This window comes from Streptomyces winkii, from assembly GCF_032248595.1.
GTDB lineage: Bacteria > Actinomycetota > Actinomycetes > Streptomycetales > Streptomycetaceae > Streptomyces > Streptomyces winkii.
This window is the reverse complement of record NZ_JASTTH010000002.1, coordinates 662381-679473: the sequence shown is the minus strand read 5'-3', so window position 1 is coordinate 679473 and position 17093 is coordinate 662381. Positions and strand designations below refer to the sequence as shown.

The window sequence follows — 17093 nt, the reverse complement described above, 5'->3', positions numbered from 1 at the left end:
GGGTCGTTCCGGGCGGATGGGGCCAGAGCCGCCAGGGCTTCTAGCGCTCCGCGGGGGACGTGTCCTCGTCGGGGGCGGTCTGCCCGGCCTGCCCGTTCTGCCCGGCCGCGGGGGCGTCGACCTCGCGCCAGAAACCCGCCCGGATCGCGTACCGGTCGTGCTCGTCGATCTGGTCGTCCTTGTGCGCGAGCAGCCCGAAGCGCGCCGCGTACCGGAGCAGCTCCCCGTCGATGCGGTGCGGGATGCGCGGATACTCGCGGGCCAGGGTCTGCACGTGTCCGGACGACGAGAGCCGCTCCAGCCACCGCCGGGCGAAGACCTGGCCGACCTCGAAGGGGTCGCCGCTGACCGCGGTGATGTCCTCCTCGCGGTCCGCCCAGCGCTGCTCGGCCGTGGTCAGCTGGGCCAGCATCGGCAGCGCGGCGACCTCCGCGGACTCCCCCGGCGTACCGCGCTCGACCCAGCCGCGCTCGGAGGACCAGCGCAGCGTCGCCCCGGGCGGGGTGCCCTGCCCCTGACCGGGCTGCGGCGGCGCGGGACGGCCCAGCCCCGCGAGGTCCTTGGGGGTCGGCACCCCCGTGGCGCCTCTGCCGGCGTCGGCCGCCTCCCCCTCGTCGCTCTCCGCCGGTGCCGCCGCCTCGGTGGACGCGTCGCCGGGCATGGCCGGCGCCTCGGGCGCATGGCCGGAGGGCGGCGCTACGGGAGACGGATGCCCCGGCGCCACGGGGGACACGGGCGGTACGGGCGCGCTTCCGTTCTTCGCCGACTCGGGCAGCGGCGCGGAGAGAATCGCGGCGATCTCCGGGCGGGACGCCGACTGGGGGTGGTAGGCGCCGGCCGACGGCTCCGTGGCGCGTACGGCCTCCGTGATCCAGCTGCGGTCCAGAACGCGGCGCTCGTCGGCCTCCGCCACCAGGTCCTCGGACTGGTTGTAATCGCCGTCCGCCGCCTGCACGGCCCACAGATGCACGGCGACGCCGTGTTCCTTGGCCGACATCAGCCCCGGGAGGAGATCGCCGTCCCCCGTGACGAGGACGATGTCCGAACACGCGCGGTTACGGGCCAGCTCGGTGAGCTCGGCGTGCATGGCCGCGTCGACGCCCTTCTGCGCCCAGCGGCCGTCGCTTCTTGTCAGCGCGCCGAGCCGGACGGTGACCCGCGGCATCACGCGGAGTCTGCGGTGCTCGGGCTGCGGCACGCGGTCGGGGGCGCCGTCGAACCAATAGATGCGGAGCAGGTCGCATCCGGTGTCGGCCTCGGCCCGCTCCCGCAGTCCGCGGATCAGGGCCGCGTGATCCACGCTGATCTGGGAGCGCATGGGCTCTCCCGCCAGCAGACTCGCGGCGGCGCCCAACAGATATCCGGCATCCACCAGAACGACGCAGCGGTCCACGATCCACCCACTCTCGGTCACCGACCCCGGCCGTGGCCGTGGTCGTGTGTTTCGCCTTCGAGTCTGCCCGACCGTACAGGGCTTATCGGCCGTGCACGGTCATCGGCGTGGCGGCACAGATGAGGTGGGGACGCAACAGCGCGAAGAACCGCCTCACTCACGGTGATTGTCCGACATGCGCGCTTCATACCCCCATGCCAGGCTGATTTCGGCCCAAAGTTCAACGGTCCCCAGGAGGCGATCATGGCCAAGGGCAGGAATCAGGAACGCAGTCAGAAGAAAGCCGGCAGCGGCGAGCGCGACGAGAACAGGAGCGAGAGCGGCCCCGCGGAGGGTCAGCCGTCGCGCCCGTCGTCGGGCAGAAACGTCAGCCCTGCCGACGTCGCCCGCAAGCACCAGCGGCGCTTCGGACACAACTGACCCTGCCTGGCGCAGAGGTCGACAACAATCCGTTTGATTCACCTGTGCCCTTGGGCACCGCACGTCGGCTCGTACGAAGAGAAGGGCGGCCCCAGCCCCGGGGCCGCCCTTTTCCATGCCGTCATGGCCCGCCCTTGCCGGGCTCACCGGACGGGCGCCGGACGGGAGTTGGCGGCGGACAGCGGGAAGAGCCCGCGTCCCGCCGCCGTACTGCCCGGCAGCCGCGCCTCCGACCGCCCGGCCTCAGCCGGCCATGCAGGAGGGGCCGAGCAGTTCCTTGAGGTCTCCGAAGAGAGCCGGCGCGGGCGTGACCCGGTGCTTGTCCAGCCGCAGCACGGTGGTCTTGCGCGCGCCTTGCAGCCGCACCCGCACCTCGCTCGAACCGCGGTGGTGGGTGAGGACTTCGCCGAGCTTCTCCACCAGCGGCGGTGTGATCTTCACGGAGGGGATGGTGATGGTCACGGGCGCGCTCGCCGACGCCTCGCTCAGGTCGGGGATCATCAGCTCCATCGCGACCAGACGCGGCACGTCCTCCCGCTTGTCCAGCCGCCCCTTGACGAACACGACGGCGTCCTCGACGAGTTGGGTGGAGACGAGCTGGTAGGTCGCGGGGAAGAACATGCAGTCGATGGAGCCCGCCAGATCCTCCACGGTGGCGATCGCCCACGCGTTGCCCTGCTTGGTCATCTTGCGTTGCAGCCCGGAGATGATGCCGCCGATGGTGACGATCGCGCCGTCGGAGTGCTCACCGCCGGTGAGCTGGGAGATGGCCGCGTCCGCCTTCTCGTTCAGCACGTGCTCCAGGCCGAAGAGCGGGTGGTCGGAGACGTAGAGGCCGAGCATCTCCCGCTCCTGAGCGAGGAGATACGTCTTCTCCCACTCCTCCTCCGAGAAGGTCACGTCGAGGCCGAAGCCCGGTGCGTCCTCCCCCTCGTCGCCGCCGAGGTCTCCGAAGAGGTCGAACTGGCCCTCGGCCTCCTTGCGTTTGACCTGCACGACGTTGTCGATCATCGGCTCGAACTGCGCGGTCAGGCCCTTGCGCGTGTGCCCCATCTCGTCGAACGCGCCCGCTTTGATGAGGGATTCGACGGTGCGCTTGTTGCACACGACCGCCTCGACCTTGTCGAGGAAGTCCGGGAAGGAGGTGTACTTGCCCTTCGCCCTGCGGCACTTGACGATCGAGTCCACCACGTTCTGGCCGACGTTCCGCACGGCCGTGAGGCCGAAGACGATGGTCTTGTCGTCCCGAGAGGTGAAGTTCGCCTCCGACTCGTTGACGTCCGGCGGCAGCACCCTGATGCCCATCTTGCGGCACTCGTTGAGATACACCGCCGACTTGTCCTTGTCGTCGCGCACCGAGGTGAGCAGCGCCGACATGTACTCCGCGGGGTAGTTGGCCTTCAGATACGCCGTCCAGTACGTCACCAGGCCGTACGCCGAGGAGTGCGCCTTGTTGAAGGCGTAGCCCGCGAAGGGCACCAGAACGTCCCAGACGGCCTGGATGGCGTCGTCCGAGAAGTTCTTGTCGCGCATGCCCTTCTGGAAGTTGACGAACTCCTTGTCCAGGACCTCCTTCTTCTTCTTGCCCATCGCGCGGCGCAGCAGGTCGGCCTGGCCGAGCGAGTAGCCCGCGAGCACCTGGGCGGCCTTCTGCACCTGCTCCTGGTAGACGATGAGGCCGTAGGTGACGTCCAGGACCTCCTTGAGCGGCTCCTCCAGCTCGGGGTGGATCGGGGTGATCTCCTGCTGGCCGTTCTTGCGCAGGGCGTAGTTGATGTGGCTGTTCATGCCCATCGGGCCCGGGCGGTAGAGGGCAGAGACGGCGGAGATGTCCTCGAAGTTGTCGGGCTTCATCATGCGCAGCAGTGAGCGCATGGGGCCGCCGTCGAACTGGAAGACGCCCAACGTGTCGCCGCGGCAGAGCAGTTCGAAGGTCTTGGGATCGTCCAGCGGCAGATCCAGCAGCCTGAGGTCGACGCCCTTGTTGTTGCGGATCATCTTGACGGCGTCGTCCATGATCGTGAGGTTGCGCAGGCCGAGGAAGTCCATCTTCAGCAGGCCCAGCGCCTCGCAGCTCGGGTAGTCCCACTGCGTGACGACGACGCCGTCGTTCTTCGGCGAGAAGACCGGCACGTGGTCGATCAGCCGCTCGCTGGACATGATCACGCCCGCGGCGTGCACGCCCATCTGCCGCACCAGGCCCTCGATGCCCCGTGCGGCGTCGATGACCTTGGTGACGTCCGGCTCGTTCTCGTACATCGCGCGGATCTCGCCCGCCTCGCTGTAGCGCGGGTGATCCTTGTCGGTGATGCCGGAGAGCGGGATGCCCTTGCCCAGCACGTCGGCGGGCATCGCCTTGGTGATCCGGTCGCCCATCGCGTACGGGTAACCCAGCACGCGGGCCGAGTCCTTGATCGCGTTCTTCGCCTTGATCGTGCCGTAGGTGCCGATCATGGCGACCTTGTCCGCGCCGTACTTCTCCGTCACGTAACGGATCACGTCGCCGCGCCTGCGCTCGTCGAAGTCGATGTCGACGTCCGGCATGGTGACGCGCTCGGGGTTGAGGAACCGCTCGAAGATCAGCCCGTGGGTGACCGGGTCGAGGTCGGTGATGCCCATCGCGTACGAGACGATCGAGCCGGCGGCCGAGCCGCGGCCGGGGCCGACCGCGATGCCGTTGTCCTTGGCCCAGTTGATGAAGTCGGCGACGACGAGGAAGTAGCCGGGGAAGCCCATCGAGATGATGACGTCCATCTCGTAGTCGGCGAGCTCCTGCCGGTCCTGGGGGACGCCGCCGGGGTAGCGGGTGGCCATCCCCCGCTTGACCTCCTCCTTGAACCAGGACACCTCGTCGTACCCCTCGGGCACGTCGAACCGGGGCATCAGGTTCTGCGTCTCGAACATGCCCGTGGTGTCGATGCGTTCGGCGATCAGCAGCTGCGTGTTGCGGCAGCCCTGCTGCCAGGGGTCCGAGGAGTCGATCGCATACATCTCCTCGGCCGACTTGATGTAGTAGCCCGCGCCGTCGAAGCTGAAGCGGTCGGGATCGGAGAGGTTGCTGCCGGTCTGGATGCACAGCAGGGTGTCGTGCGCCGCGGACTCGTGTTCGTAGGTGTAGTGCGAGTCGTTGGTGACGACGAACGGGGCGTCGATCTTCTTGGCGACCTCTTCCAGGCCCGCACGCGCGCGCTTGTCGATGTCGATGCCGTGGTCCATCAGCTCGACGAAGAAGTTCTCCTTGCCGAAGATGTCCTGGAACTCTCCGGCGGCCTTGATCGCCTCCTCCGTCTGCCCGAGGCGGATCTTCGTGCTGACCTCGCCGGAGGGGCAGCCGGTGGTGGCCATCATCCCCTTCGCGTACTCGGCGAGCAGCTCCCGGTCCATGCGGGGCTTGCGGAAGAAGCCCTCCAGCCCGGCACGGGACTGGGCGCGGTAGAGGTTGTGCAGCCCCTCCCGGTCGCGCGCCCACATCGTCATGTGCGTGTACGCGCCGTTACCGGAGACGTCGTCGCGCTTCTGGTGCGGCGTGCCCCACTTGACCGGTCGCATGTTGCGGCGGTGGTCCGGGGCGACGTACGCCTCGATGCCCATGATCGGGGTGATGCCCGCGTCCGTGGCCTGGTGGAAGAAGTCGTAAGCGCCGTGCAGATTGCCGTGGTCCGTCATCGCGATGTGCGACATGCCCATCGCGTCACAGGCCTTGAACATGTCCTTCAGCCGCGCCGCGCCGTCCAGCAGCGAATACTGAGTGTGCACATGCAGATGTGTGAACGGCTTGTCTGTCACGGCGCGGGACACCTCCGGGCACGGATGTTGCTGGACGGGTCCGGAGTCTACGACCCGCCACCGACAACCGGAGCCGGCGCCCGCTCGGCCCCAACTCCCCAGCGCCGCCGAGCCGTACGGGCCGCCGCCGCGGCACCGCCTGCCCCTCCCCCGCGGGCGCCCGCGGGGGCACATGCGAGAGGATCCCGGTGCACCTGCCCGTCAACATCTGTACGTCGGCACCCCCGGAAGGACGGCACTCCATGGCAACGCAGCAGACCGGCACGGCGGACGCCCGCGCCGAGCGGATCCTCGAGGTCTTCGACACCGCCTTCGGAGAGCTGCTGGCCGCCGATCCGGCCGCCTTCCAGGTCAAGTTCCGCAAGATGGCGGCCTCCGCGTTCGCCTTCTACCGCGGCACCGCCTGCCTGTTCTACGCGGACGCCACCGACGGCGACCCGGACGGCGCGGGCCGCACCGGCCCGTTCCTCGACGAGCAGACCGGCAGGGTCTGGATCCACGGCGATCTGCACGCCGAGAACTTCGGTACGTACATGGACGCCAACGGGCGGCTCGTCTTCAACGTCAACGACTTCGACGAGGCGTTCGTCGGGCCCTTCACCTGGGACCTGAAGCGCTTCGCCGCCTCCGTCGCGCTGCTCGGCTACAGCAAGGCGCTCAGCGACCAGCAGATCACCGGGCTGGTGCACGCGTACGCGCACGCCTACCGCGAGCGCATCCGCGCCCTCGCCGGGGGCGCGGGCAGCGCCGCCGCGGCGCCCTCGCTCACCCTCGACACGGCACAGGGCCCGGTGCTGGGCGCGCTCCGCTCGGCGCGCGCCAACACCCGCTTCGGACTGCTGGAGAGCATGACCGAGATCCGCGACTGGGAACGGCGCTTCTCGCCCGGGGGCGGCGCCATCGAGCTGGACGGAGCGGTCCGTACCGAGGTGCTGGACGCCTTCGACGCGTACATCGCGACGCTGCCCGGCACGACCCGCTTCCGGTCGGACGCCTACCGCGTCAAGGACGTCGTCGGACGCCGCGGCATCGGCATCGGCAGCGCGGGCCTGCCGTCGTACAACATCCTCCTCGAAGGCCACAGCGACGCCCTCGAGAACGACCTGGTGATCTACATGAAGCAGGCGCAGACCCCGGCCGTCGCCCGCCACATCACCGATCCCGCGATCCACGGCTACTTCCGGCACGAGGGGCACCGCACGGTGATCTCGCAGCGCGCCCTCCAGGCGCACGCCGACCCGTGGCTGGGCTGGACCGAGCTGCGCGGCACGGGCCAGCTGGTCGCCGAGGTCTCGCCGTACGCCGTCGACCTGGACTGGTCGGATCTGGACGACCTCGACGAGATCACTCAGGTCGTCGGCGACCTCGGCCGCGCCACCGCCGCGATGCACGCCGCGGCCGACGACGAGAGCGGCCACTCCCTGGTGCCGTTCTCCACGGAGCGCGCCATCGACGCCGCCATAGCGAAGGACGAGGAGGGCTTCCGGGAGATGCTGGCCGACTTCGCGCACGACTACGGCACCGGGACGCGGCGCGACCACCAGATCTTCGTCGACCTCTTCCGCAACGGCCGCATCCCCGGCCTGTAGGCGCGGGGGCGCACGGCAAGCCCCGGGAGCCCTCGGGCACCGGCCGGCGCGTCGGCGGGAGTGTCAATTCACCGCCGACATTTAGAGACCCCTTACGCCTCCGCATGGCACACTTCCGGCGATGGACATGGATGCGGCAGGCATACGGACAGTGCGGGCGGTGGTCTTCACCGTACTGTGCGTCACGCTGTCCGCCGGCTCCCACGTCCTGCTCTCCGGAGTGCCCCTCCCGCTCGGGCCGCTGCTGGCCGTCACCGGCGTGATCTTCCTGCTGGCCTTTGCGCTCGCCGACCGCGAGCGCGGCTACGGACGCATCGCCTCCGTCCTGATCCCGCTGGAGCTGCTGGCGGACACCGTCTTCACCACCGGTCAGCACACCTGTTACGGGCAGGTGGGCGGCCCCGTCACCGGACCGCTGCGCACCGTCGGCGTCGATCTGCTCTGCGGCGGAGGCGGCGTCGGCACCCCGCTGGCGCACGCCGCCGCGCAGAACGGCGGACACGGCGCCGCCGAAGCGCTCGCCCGGGGCTCCCAATCGGGCGGTGCGCTGGGGCAGTTCGGCTCGTCCGGCCCGCTCGGGCCGCTGGAGGCCACGCCGTCGGCCACGCCGTTCCTGCTGCTCGCCGCGCACGTCACCGTCGGGCTGATCGCCGCCGCCTGGCTCCGCCGCGGTGAGGCCGCGCTGGCCGGGCTGCTGCGCGCCGCCTCGGTGACCGCGTTCCGGCCGCTGCGGCTGGCGTTCGCCGCCGGGCGCCGTACGTACGAACACCGGGGCAGCGTGCCGGCCCTGCGGTCCCTGCCGGTGCTGGGCCCGCGCACGCTCCCCCTGCTCACCCACTCCGTGCACCGACGAGGACCGCCGCCGCTCGCGCTCGCCGCCTGAGTCCAGCCGCAGAGCCTGACGGACCAGGCAGCGCGCCGAGCCGCCTTGAAGCAGTCCACCGTCGACCCCACGCATATCGCGTACGCAACCACGGAGAAGGAACCCATGAGCAAGCGCAACAGCCAGGAAGCCAAGCGCGCCGCCCGCGATCGGCTGCGCGCGGAGCGCGAACGGCAGGCCAAGAAGGACAAGATGCGCCGGCAGGCGCTCGTCGGCGTCGCGGTCGTCGGCGTCCTCGCCATCGCCGGCGGCATCTTCTTCGCCGTCACCAAACTGACGGCACCCTCGGGCTGGGAGGCGGCCAAGGAGCAGAAGCTCGTCAAGCCGGCGAACGCCTCGGGCAAGAACGGGGACTTCATCCTCGTCGGCGGTGGGAGCGCGAAGAAGACCGTCGACATCTACGAGGACCTGCGCTGCCCCGCCTGCGCGCAGTTCGAACAGGGCGCGGGCAAGATCCTCGTCAAGGGCGCCGACGAGAACAAGTACAAGCTCAAGGTGCACCTGGGCGACCTGATCGACGGCAACCTCGGCGGCGACGGCTCCAAGAACGCCATCAGCGCGCTGGGGGCCGCGCTCAATGTCGACAAGGACGCCTTCGTCGAATACAAGGACAAGCTGTACTCACCGCAGTTCCACCCGGAGGAGACCCAGGACAAGTTCGCCGACGACGACTACCTCCTCAAGGTCGCCGACAGCGTCCCGGCGCTGAAGAGCGACGCGGGCTTCAAGAAGGCGGTCAAGGACGGCACTTACGACAAGTGGGCGCTCGGCATGGTCGCGGACTTCAAGAAGGGCAAGGTCCAGGCGACGCCCACGATCCGTATCGACGGCAAGGACGTCGACCAGCGGCAGCTCCCGGCCGAGCTCCAGAAGCTGGGTGTGAAGCTCACATCGGGCGGCTCGGGCGACCAGACGCAGAAGCAGTAGCAGAAGCAGAAGCGGAAGCGAACGCGGCGCCACCGGAGGCGATCGACCGGGCGCCCCGACTCCCCTGTGGCCAGGGACGGTTGGGGCGCCGGTGCGCTTCGCCCTCCCCGTCACGCGGTGGAACGCGCCCCGACGGGCAGTTGAACTCTTGCGAGCGGCCTGCCCGTTGGGGCTACTTGTGCGTAACATCAAGGTTCGTGACGAACACACATAGTGAACCCCCCACTTCGGCTCCGGCCGGGAGACCCCCGTCCGGACGCCCCAGACGCCGCACGGTCGTTGCGGCCACCGCCGCCTCCGCGGCCCTGCTCCCCCTCGCCGGCGGCACGGCCAGCGCGCGAGCCGCCGAAGCCCCCGCCTTCCTGCACGGCGTCGCATCCGGCGACCCGCTGCCCGACGGCGTCCTGCTGTGGACGCGCGTGACCCCCTCGCCGGAGGCCGTGCCCGGATCGGGCAAGGGTGCCCCGGTCGCGGTGGACTGGGAGGTCGCGGTGGACGAGGACTTCCGCAAGGTCGCGGCACACGGCACCGCGAAGGCCGAGGCTTCCGCCGACCACACCGTCAAGGCGGACGTGCGGGGGCTCGCCGCCGACACCGCCTACTTCTTCCGCTTCACCGCCGGCGGCGTGCACTCCCCCGCCGGCCGCACCCGCACCGCTCCCGCCGAGACGTCCGAGGCCGGCAACCTCCGCTTCGGGGTCGTCTCGTGCGCGCACTACGAGGCCGGCTACTTCGCCTCGTACCGGCATCTGGCCGCGCGCGACGACCTGGCCGCGGTCCTGCATCTGGGCGACTACATCTACGAGTACGGACACGAGGAGTACCCGCTGAAGGCGGAGACCGTCCGCACCGTCCAGCCGCTGCACGAGACGATCACGCTCGCCGACTACCGCGTCCGCCACGCACACCACAAGCTCGACCCCGATCTCCAGGCCATGCACGCGGCCCATCCGCTCGTCGCCATCTGGGACGACCACGAGTTCGCCAACGACGCCTGGTCCGGCGGCGCCGAGAACCACACGGAGGGCCCGGGCGGAGAGGGAGCCTGGGCGGACCGTCAACGCGCCGCCAAGCAGGCCTACTTCGAATGGATGCCGGTGCGCCCCTCCACCGAGGGCACCACCTACCGCCGCCTGCGCTTCGGCCGCCTCGCCGATCTGCACCTGCTCGACCTGCGCTCGTTCCGCGACCAGCAGGCGAGCATCGGCGACGGCGACGTGATCGACGACCCCGACCGCACCATCACGGGACGCAAGCAGCTGGACTGGCTCAAGTCGGGGCTCTCCTCCTCGACGGCTCGCTGGCGCATGGTCGGCACCTCGGTGATGATCGCCCCGATGGCCTTCGGCTCCGTCCCGGCCCATCTGCTGGGCCCGCTCGCGGAGTTGCTCGGCATCCCGAAGGAGGGCCTGGCCCTCAACGTCGACCAGTGGGACGGCTACACGGACGACCGGCGGGAGCTGCTGGAGCACCTGCGCGACCAGCGCATCGACAACACCGTGTTCCTCACCGGCGACATCCACATGGCGTTCGCCAACGACGTGCCGGTCAAGGCGGCGACGTATCCCGAAGACGCCCCTGTGGCAACGGAGTTCGTGGTCACGTCCGTCACGTCCGACAACCTCGACGACGTCATCCACGTCGCGCCCGACACCGTCTCGTCGGTCGCCGAGGCGGCGATCAAGGCCGCCAACGGCCATGTGCGGTGGCTCGACATGGACTCGCACGGCTACGGCGTCCTCGACGTCGACGCCGAGCGGGCGCACATGGACTACTTCGTCCTCTCCGACAAGGAGGACAAGGGCGCCACGAGCGAGGTCCGCCGCTCCTACCGCACCCTCTCGGGCACGCAGCGCATGGAGGAGGCGGACGGGCCGCTGGGCGGATAGCGCCCGCCGCCCGCTCGACGCCGGACGCCGACGAGACGCCGGCCGGGTCCCGCCGCCGCACCGCCCGCCCGCGGGGCCCGGCCCGGCGCCCGTCAGCCCACGCTGTCGAGGAACCCGAGCGCCGCCCGCCAGGTGCGCTCCGCGGCGTCAGCGTCGAAGTCGTCCAGGTCCTCGTCCGTGAAGAGGTGTCCGGCCCCCGGGTACCGGAAGATCTCGACGTCCGCCCCGGCCCGCCGCATGCGCAGATACCAGGCGTTCAGCCAGTCGTGCGGCTCGAAGGCGTCCGGGTCGGCGACGTGCAGCTGTACGGGGAGATCGTCCACGGCCGCGTCCTCGGGAAGGTCCGACGTCCCGTGCAGGAGCAGCAGCCCCCGCGCGCGCTCGTCGGCGAGGGCGAGGTTCTGGGCGACCGAGCCGCCGAGCGAGAAGCCCGCGTAGACCAGGCCGCGCTCGGAGAGCGGCGCCGTGACGGTGACGGCGCGCATCAGCAGCTCGTCCCTGCCGATCTCGTCCTTGAGCTCCGCGCCCTCCTCGACCGTGGCCGCCGTGCGCCCCTCGAACAGATCGGGCGTGTGCACCTCGTGGCCCGCGGCCCGCAGCCGGTCCGCCGCCTTGTGCACGGCGGGTCGCAGCCCGTAGACGGAGTGGAACAGCACGACGGTGGCCAAAATGTCACTTCCCTCACATAGCGCCGGGTGGACCGACCGGGGCGGGTCCACCGCACATCGTGGCAGGTACGGTCGGCAGTGCCCGTCAACCCCCGAGGAGTCATCGCGTCATGGAGAACGTGCTCCGGCCGCTCATCGTGTTCGGCGGTGCGATCGTGCTCGCGTTCGCCGTCGCCTGGGCCGTCGACCGGCTGCTGCGCCGCATCGACGCGCGCCGTCCCGAGACGCCGATGTGGGGGCTGCTGCGCCGGGCCCGCGTGCCGCTCCAGGCCGTCGTCTTCGTGGCGCTGCTCAACGGTTTCTACGACCAGGCGGGCATCGCGTACGACCACCAGCCGACCGTCAATCTGTGGCTGCACATCATCCTCATCGCGGCGACGTCGTGGCTCGTCCTGCGGGTTCTGGCCGCCGTCGTGGAGACGACCACCGCGCGCTACGCGGGCGTGGCACACGACCCGGCGCGCGCCCGCCGCGTCAAGACGCAGCTCACGCTCATCCAGCGCCTGGTCACCACGGTCGTCGTGGTCATCGCCGCATCGGCGATCCTGTTGCAGTTCCCCGCGATGAGGACGCTGGGCACCTCGATGCTCGCGTCGGCGGGCGTGCTGGGAATCGTCGCCGGCATCGCCGCGCAGGCCACCCTGGGCAACCTCTTCGCGGGGCTGTCGATCGCCTTCGGCGACATGGTGCGCATCGGCGACGAGGTCGTCGTCGACGGGGAGTTCGGCACGGTCGACGAGATCACGGTCTCCTATCTGGTGCTGCGGACATGGGACGAGCGGCGCGTGACGATGCCCGTCTCGTACTTCACGAGCAAGCCCTTCGAGAACTGGTCCCGCGGGGGCTCGCAGATGAGCGGCACCGTCTATCTCCAGCTCGACCACTCCGCGCCGGTCACGGAGCTGCGCAAGCGCACGGAGGAGCTCGTACGCGCCAACGACTACTGGGACGGGCGCAATTGGAGCCTCGTCGTCACCGACAGCACGCCCACCACCATCGAGGTGCGCGCCGTCGTCTCGGCCCGTACGTCCGACGACCTGTGGACTCTCCGCTGCGATCTGCGCGAGCAGCTGCTGGACTGGCTCCAGCGTGAGCATCCGTACGCGCTGCCCGGCGTCCGCGTCCTGCCGGCGGGCGACCGTCAGAGCGCGTACGCGAACGGATACGCGGAGAGCCGCGACCGGGACGGGAGCCGGCTCCACTGAGCGCGTGCGCCGCGGCAGTTCACCCTGCCTTCACGCTGCCCGCGGCCCGCCTCACACCCGGAAGCTGCGCAGATCGAGCTGGTGCAGCACCCGGTCGCAGACCTCGGGGTCGACGCCCGCCTCGCCGCGCGCGGAGAGGATCTCGTGCCGCGCGGCCGAGAGCAGCTCGTTGTTGAGCCGGTGGATCTTCTTCATCCGCGAGATCCGCCGCGAGTGCGCCTCGCGCCGCTCCTCGTCGACGATGTCCGGCGAGATGCGCGCGCCGACGTCGTGCGCCCGCCGCAGCAGCGCCTCGGAGACCTCCTCGGAGAGGTCCTCGTCCACTTCGATCTCCTTCAGCCGCCGCCGGGCCGCCTTCGCGCACCGCAGCGCGAGCTGCCGCTCCAGCTCCCGCTCGGCGGCGCTGTCCGCCCGTACGCGCAGCCTCCGCACCAGCCACGGCAGCGTCAGCCCCTGAAGCAGGAGCGTCGCGAGTACGACGGCGAAGGCGATGAAGAGTATGGCGTCCCGCTCGGGGAAGCTCCCGCCGCCCTCGACGGTCAGCGGCACGGCGAGCGCGAGCGCCACCGAGGCCACTCCGCGCATCCCGGCCCACCAGACGACCGTCGTCTCACGCCAGTTGAGCGGGATGTCCTCGTCGAGGTCCTTGCGCCGGTGCAGCCGCTTGGCCAGCCACGCCGCCGGGAGCAGCCATATGAGCCGCACGACGACCACCGCGGCGATCACGGCGAGCGCCGCCGGGAGCAGTTCGTTCCAGCGCCCGCTCACGGGGCCGACGACCACGGCCAGTTCGAGCCCGATGAGGCCGAAGGCGACTCCGGTGACGAGCATGTCGACGATCGACCAGAAGCTCTGCCCGACCAGCCGCCCCTGCACGTCGTCCGCGTCCACGGCCCGCCCGGAGGAGAGATAGAGCGCCGTCATCAGCACGGCCAGCACGCCGGAACCTTTCAGCTCCTCGGCCAGCACGTACGACGCGAACGGAACCAGCAGCGTGAGCCCGGTCTGCAACGTCGCGTCCGACAGGAACCCCGCGAGCTTGTTCGCCGCCCACCCCAGCGCCAGCCCGACGGCGACCGCGACGACCGCGGAGAGGAACAGCTCCCCCACGGCCCCACCGGCCGAGAACGTGCCCGTGACGGCCGCCGCCACGGCGACGTGGTACAGCGTGATCGCCGTGACGTCGTTGAAGAGGCCCTCGCCCTCCAGGATGGACACCAGCCGCCGCGGCAGTCCCAGCTGCCCGGCGACGGTCGTCGCGGCGACGGGATCGGGCGGCGCCACGAGCGCACCCAGGACGACGGCCCCGGCTATGCCGAGCCCCGGCACCAGCGCGTGCGCCACGCCCGCGACCACCGCCGTCGTCACGAAGACGAGCGCCACCGCCAGCAGGAAGATCGGCCGCTTGTTCGCCGCGAACTGTCGCCACGACGTACGGTGCACCGCCGCGTACAGCAGCGGCGGCAGCACCAGCGGCAGGATGAACTCCGGCGGCACCTGTACGTCGGGCACGAACGGCAGCAGCGCCAGCACACCGCCGAGCAGCGTCATCAGCACGGGCGCGGGCACGCCCATCCGGTCTCCGAGCGGGACGGTCAGAACGGCGCCCAGCAGCAGGGCGAAGAGCAGAGCGAGCTGATCCACGCCTAGGCGCTCTCCGCCCGGATCCGGTCCAGCGCCTGCTGAAGATCGTCCGGGTATGCGCTCTCATACCCGACCCGGCGCCCGTCCGACGGGTGCTCGAAGGAGAGCCGCACGGCGTGCAGCCACTGCCGCTCCAGGCGCAGCCGCTTGGCCAGCGTCGGGTCGGCCCCGTAGGTGAGGTCGCCGACGCACGGGTGCCGGTGCGCGGACATGTGCACGCGGATCTGGTGCGTGCGCCCGGTCTCCAGCTTGATGTCGAGCAGGCTGGCCGCGCGGAAGGCCTCGATGAGGTCGTAGTGCGTGACGGACGGCTTGCCCTCTGCGGTGACGGCCCACTTGTAGTCGTGCTGCGGGTGCCGCCCGACGGGTGCGTCGATCGTCCCGCTGAGCGGGTCCGGATGCCCCTGTACGAGCGCGTGGTACCGCTTGTCGACGGTCCGCTCCCGGAACTGCTGCTTGAGCAGCGTGTACGCGCGCTCCGACTTCGCGACCACCATCAGCCCGGACGTGCCGACGTCCAGCCGGTGCACGATCCCCTGCCGCTCGGCGGCGCCCGACGTGGACACCGCGTAGCCGGCGGCCGCGAGCCCGCCGATCACGGTCGGGCCGCTCCAGCCGGGGCTCGGGTGCGCGGCGACGCCCACCGGCTTGTCGACCACGACGATGTCGGCGTCGTCGTGAACGACCGTCATGCCCTCCACGGGCTCGGCCACGACCCGAACGGGCTCGGGCGGAGGCGGCAGTTCGACCTCCAGCCACGCCCCTCCGGAGACCCGGTCGGACTTGCCGGCCGCGGCTCCGTCCAGCAACACCTTGCCGTCGGCGGCCAGTTCGGCGGCCTTCGTACGGGAGAAGCCGAACATCCGGGCGATGGCGGCGTCGACGCGCTCGCCCTCAAGGCCGTCCGGCACGGGCAGGGTGCGGATTTCGGGGATGGTGCTCACTCGATCGAGTATGCCGGACGAACCCGTGCGCCCCGTCATCGCGTACTGCTGCCGGGACGGGCAGAGGGAGGGGACGCGGCACGTGCCGGAGGCTTGCCGCGGGTCAGTCGCGGTGGACTGTCCCGTCCGGGTCGAGGCCGCGGAAGGAGAGGATCACGATCAGAATGCCCCCGCACACGATCGCCGAGTCCGCAAGATTGAAGACCGCGAAGTGCGTGGGGGCGATGAAGTCGACGACGGCGCCCTGGAAGACCCCGGGCGACCGGAAGACGCGGTCGGTGAGATTCCCGAACGCGCCACCGAGCAGCAGCCCGAGCGCGATCGCCCACGGAGCGCTGTAGAGCCGTCTCGCGATCCGCGCGATCACGACGATCACGACGGCGGCGATCAAGGTCAGCACGATGGTGAGGGCCTCGCCGATGCCGAAGGCCGCTCCCCGGTTCCGTACGACGTCGAGCTGGAGCACCGTGCCGATCACCTGGATCGGCGCGTGATGTTCCAGGCCGGCCACCACGATCAGCTTGGTGATCAGGTCCAGCGCATAGGCGAGAGCGGCCACCGAGATCAGCACGCCGACCCGGCGCGGACCGCGGGAAGCGGTCCCTTGATCGTCGCCGCGAGCACCGTCCGCGGGCTCGCCCCTGGTCTCGTCAGGAGTACCGATTGTCCGCTCCACCTCTGTCACCCGACGAGGGTACGACACATGGGGTCGGTCGCGGCGCCCTTCACCCCCCTCCCGCCCTTCGCGCGGCACCTAGCGCCGCTCCTGCTGCTGCTTGCACTCCACGCACAGAGTCGCTCGCGGGAACGCCTGCATCCGGGCCTTGCCGATCGGATTGCCGCAGTTCTCGCAGAGCCCGTACGTACCGGCGTCGAGCCGCTCGATGGCCCGCTCGGTCTGGTAGAGCATCTCGCGGGCGTTGGCCGCGAGAGCCATCTCGTGCTCACGGGTGATGTTCTTGGTGCCGGTGTCGGCGTCGTCGTCGCCCGCACCGTCGCCGGAGTCGCGCATCAGACCGTCCAGCGCCTCCCCCGAGGCCACGAGCTCGTCGCGCAGCCGCTGGGCCTCGCTCTGGAGTTCGCCGCGGGCGTCCTCGACCTCTTGCGGCGTCCACGGCTCCTCACCGGCCCGGACGGCGAGCTCGCCCGGTTCCGCGGGGGCGGCGACCGCCCGCGCCGTGGGAACCTTCTCGGCCTTCGCCACCGGAGTCTTCTTCGCAGCCACCTTGTCGGCTCCTGTCGTCTGCTTCTTCGCCGTGGTCTTGTGGGCGGCGCGCTCGGGCGCCGCCGCCTTCTTCGCCGCCGTCTTCCTCGGGGCCGTCTTCCTGGCGGCGGCCTTCTTGGGCGCCGCCTTCTTCGGCGCCGTCTTCGTGGGTGCGGCCTTCTTGGCCGTGGTCTTCTTCGGCGTGGTCTTCTTCGGCGTGGTCTTCTTCGGCGTGGTCTTCTTCGGCGTGGTCTTCGCCGCCGTCTTCTTCGCGGACCCCTCCCCCTCCGCCGCGGTCCTTCCGGCCTTTCCGGATGTGGCCTTCCCCGCGGCCGTCGTCTTCTTACCCGCCGTGCTCTTCTTCGCCGCCGTCGTCCCGGATGCGGCCTTCTTCGCTGCGGTCTTCGTCGCCGCCTTCTTCGCGGCCGTCTTCTTCGGTGCGGTCCTGCCGGCCGCAGAGGTCTTCTTCGGTGCCGCGGCCTTCTTCGTGGACTTGTCAGCAGCTGCCGGGGTACTCGCGGCAGATCCTTTCGCCACCATG

General features: G+C 70.5%; 13 protein-coding genes. 6 read left to right on the top strand and 7 right to left on the bottom strand.

Going from position 1 to position 17093, the window contains the following annotated elements:
• Positions 1–40: 40 nt before the first annotated feature.
• The gene (locus QQM67_RS07245) at positions 41–1393 is read right to left on the bottom strand and encodes an NYN domain-containing protein (RefSeq protein ID WP_314173018.1); all 1353 of its coding nucleotides are present in this window, start codon (positions 1391–1393) and stop codon (positions 41–43) included.
• Between the two features lie 243 nt (positions 1394–1636).
• Between QQM67_RS07245 and QQM67_RS07240 the strand changes: the two genes are divergently transcribed.
• The gene (locus QQM67_RS07240) at positions 1637–1813 is read left to right on the top strand and encodes a hypothetical protein (protein ID WP_314172762.1); all 177 of its coding nucleotides are present in this window, start codon (positions 1637–1639) and stop codon (positions 1811–1813) included.
• Between the two features lie 243 nt (positions 1814–2056).
• Here QQM67_RS07240 and dnaE read toward each other — a convergent pair whose 3' ends face one another.
• The gene (dnaE, locus tag QQM67_RS07235) at positions 2057–5599 is read right to left on the bottom strand and encodes a DNA polymerase III subunit alpha (protein WP_314172761.1); all 3543 of its coding nucleotides are present in this window, start codon (positions 5597–5599) and stop codon (positions 2057–2059) included.
• Positions 5600–5841: 242 nt separating this feature from the next.
• Here dnaE and QQM67_RS07230 point away from each other — a divergent pair, with 242 nt between their 5' ends.
• From QQM67_RS07230 to QQM67_RS07215, 4 genes are all read left to right on the top strand, one after another.
• Positions 5842–7188 (top strand): DUF2252 domain-containing protein, encoded by a 1347-nt coding sequence (locus QQM67_RS07230; protein ID WP_314172760.1) that lies wholly within the window; start codon positions 5842–5844, stop codon positions 7186–7188.
• A gap of 121 nt (positions 7189–7309) precedes the next feature.
• Positions 7310–8071 carry a hypothetical protein gene (locus QQM67_RS07225; RefSeq protein WP_314172759.1) on the top strand — a complete coding sequence of 254 codons (762 nt, stop codon included), beginning with the start codon at positions 7310–7312 and terminating at the stop codon, positions 8069–8071.
• Positions 8072–8176: 105 nt separating this feature from the next.
• Positions 8177–8998: a thioredoxin domain-containing protein gene (locus tag QQM67_RS07220; protein ID WP_314172758.1), complete on the top strand. Its 822-nt coding sequence runs from the start codon at positions 8177–8179 to the stop codon at positions 8996–8998.
• A gap of 197 nt (positions 8999–9195) precedes the next feature.
• Complete coding sequence (locus QQM67_RS07215) at positions 9196–10887, top strand: alkaline phosphatase D family protein (protein WP_399065607.1); 1692 nt, start codon at positions 9196–9198, stop codon at positions 10885–10887.
• A gap of 92 nt (positions 10888–10979) precedes the next feature.
• Here QQM67_RS07215 and QQM67_RS07210 read toward each other — a convergent pair whose 3' ends face one another.
• A complete protein-coding gene (locus QQM67_RS07210) occupies positions 10980–11555 on the bottom strand; it encodes a dienelactone hydrolase family protein (RefSeq protein ID WP_314172757.1) in 576 nt (191 codons plus the stop codon).
• A gap of 110 nt (positions 11556–11665) precedes the next feature.
• Between QQM67_RS07210 and QQM67_RS07205 the strand changes: the two genes are divergently transcribed.
• Entirely contained in the window at positions 11666–12760 is a 1095-nt protein-coding gene (locus QQM67_RS07205; RefSeq protein WP_314172756.1) for a mechanosensitive ion channel family protein, read from the top strand.
• A 51-nt stretch (positions 12761–12811) separates the two neighbouring features.
• Here QQM67_RS07205 and QQM67_RS07200 read toward each other — a convergent pair whose 3' ends face one another.
• The 4 genes from QQM67_RS07200 to QQM67_RS07185 all read right to left on the bottom strand — a co-directional run bounded on the left by QQM67_RS07200 (position 12812) and on the right by QQM67_RS07185 (position 17092).
• Positions 12812–14404, bottom strand: coding sequence for a Na+/H+ antiporter (locus QQM67_RS07200; RefSeq protein ID WP_314172755.1), 1593 nt, complete (start codon positions 14402–14404; stop codon positions 12812–12814).
• 2 nt (positions 14405–14406) lie between these two features.
• Complete coding sequence (locus QQM67_RS07195; protein WP_314172754.1) at positions 14407–15348, bottom strand: RluA family pseudouridine synthase; 942 nt, start codon at positions 15346–15348, stop codon at positions 14407–14409.
• A gap of 103 nt (positions 15349–15451) precedes the next feature.
• The gene (lspA, locus tag QQM67_RS07190; protein ID WP_314172753.1) at positions 15452–16033 is read right to left on the bottom strand and encodes a signal peptidase II; all 582 of its coding nucleotides are present in this window, start codon (positions 16031–16033) and stop codon (positions 15452–15454) included.
• Between the two features lie 69 nt (positions 16034–16102).
• Complete coding sequence (locus tag QQM67_RS07185; RefSeq protein ID WP_314172752.1) at positions 16103–17092, bottom strand: TraR/DksA family transcriptional regulator; 990 nt, start codon at positions 17090–17092, stop codon at positions 16103–16105.
• Position 17093 lies beyond the last annotated feature (1 nt).

Bases quoted from the DNA above. Each gene is read 5' to 3' on its own strand.
- QQM67_RS07230 (WP_314172760.1), top strand. From the start codon at position 5,842: ATGGCAACGCAGCAGACCGGCACGGCGGACGCCCGCGCCGAGCGGATC.
- QQM67_RS07205 (WP_314172756.1), top strand. From the start codon at position 11,666: ATGGAGAACGTGCTCCGGCCGCTCATCGTGTTCGGCGGTGCGATCGTG.
- QQM67_RS07220 (WP_314172758.1), top strand. From the start codon at position 8,177: ATGAGCAAGCGCAACAGCCAGGAAGCCAAGCGCGCCGCCCGCGATCGG.
- QQM67_RS07225 (WP_314172759.1), top strand. From the start codon at position 7,310: ATGGACATGGATGCGGCAGGCATACGGACAGTGCGGGCGGTGGTCTTC.
- QQM67_RS07185 (WP_314172752.1), bottom strand. From the start codon at position 17,092: ATGGTGGCGAAAGGATCTGCCGCGAGTACCCCGGCAGCTGCTGACAAG.
- QQM67_RS07240 (WP_314172762.1), top strand. From the start codon at position 1,637: ATGGCCAAGGGCAGGAATCAGGAACGCAGTCAGAAGAAAGCCGGCAGC.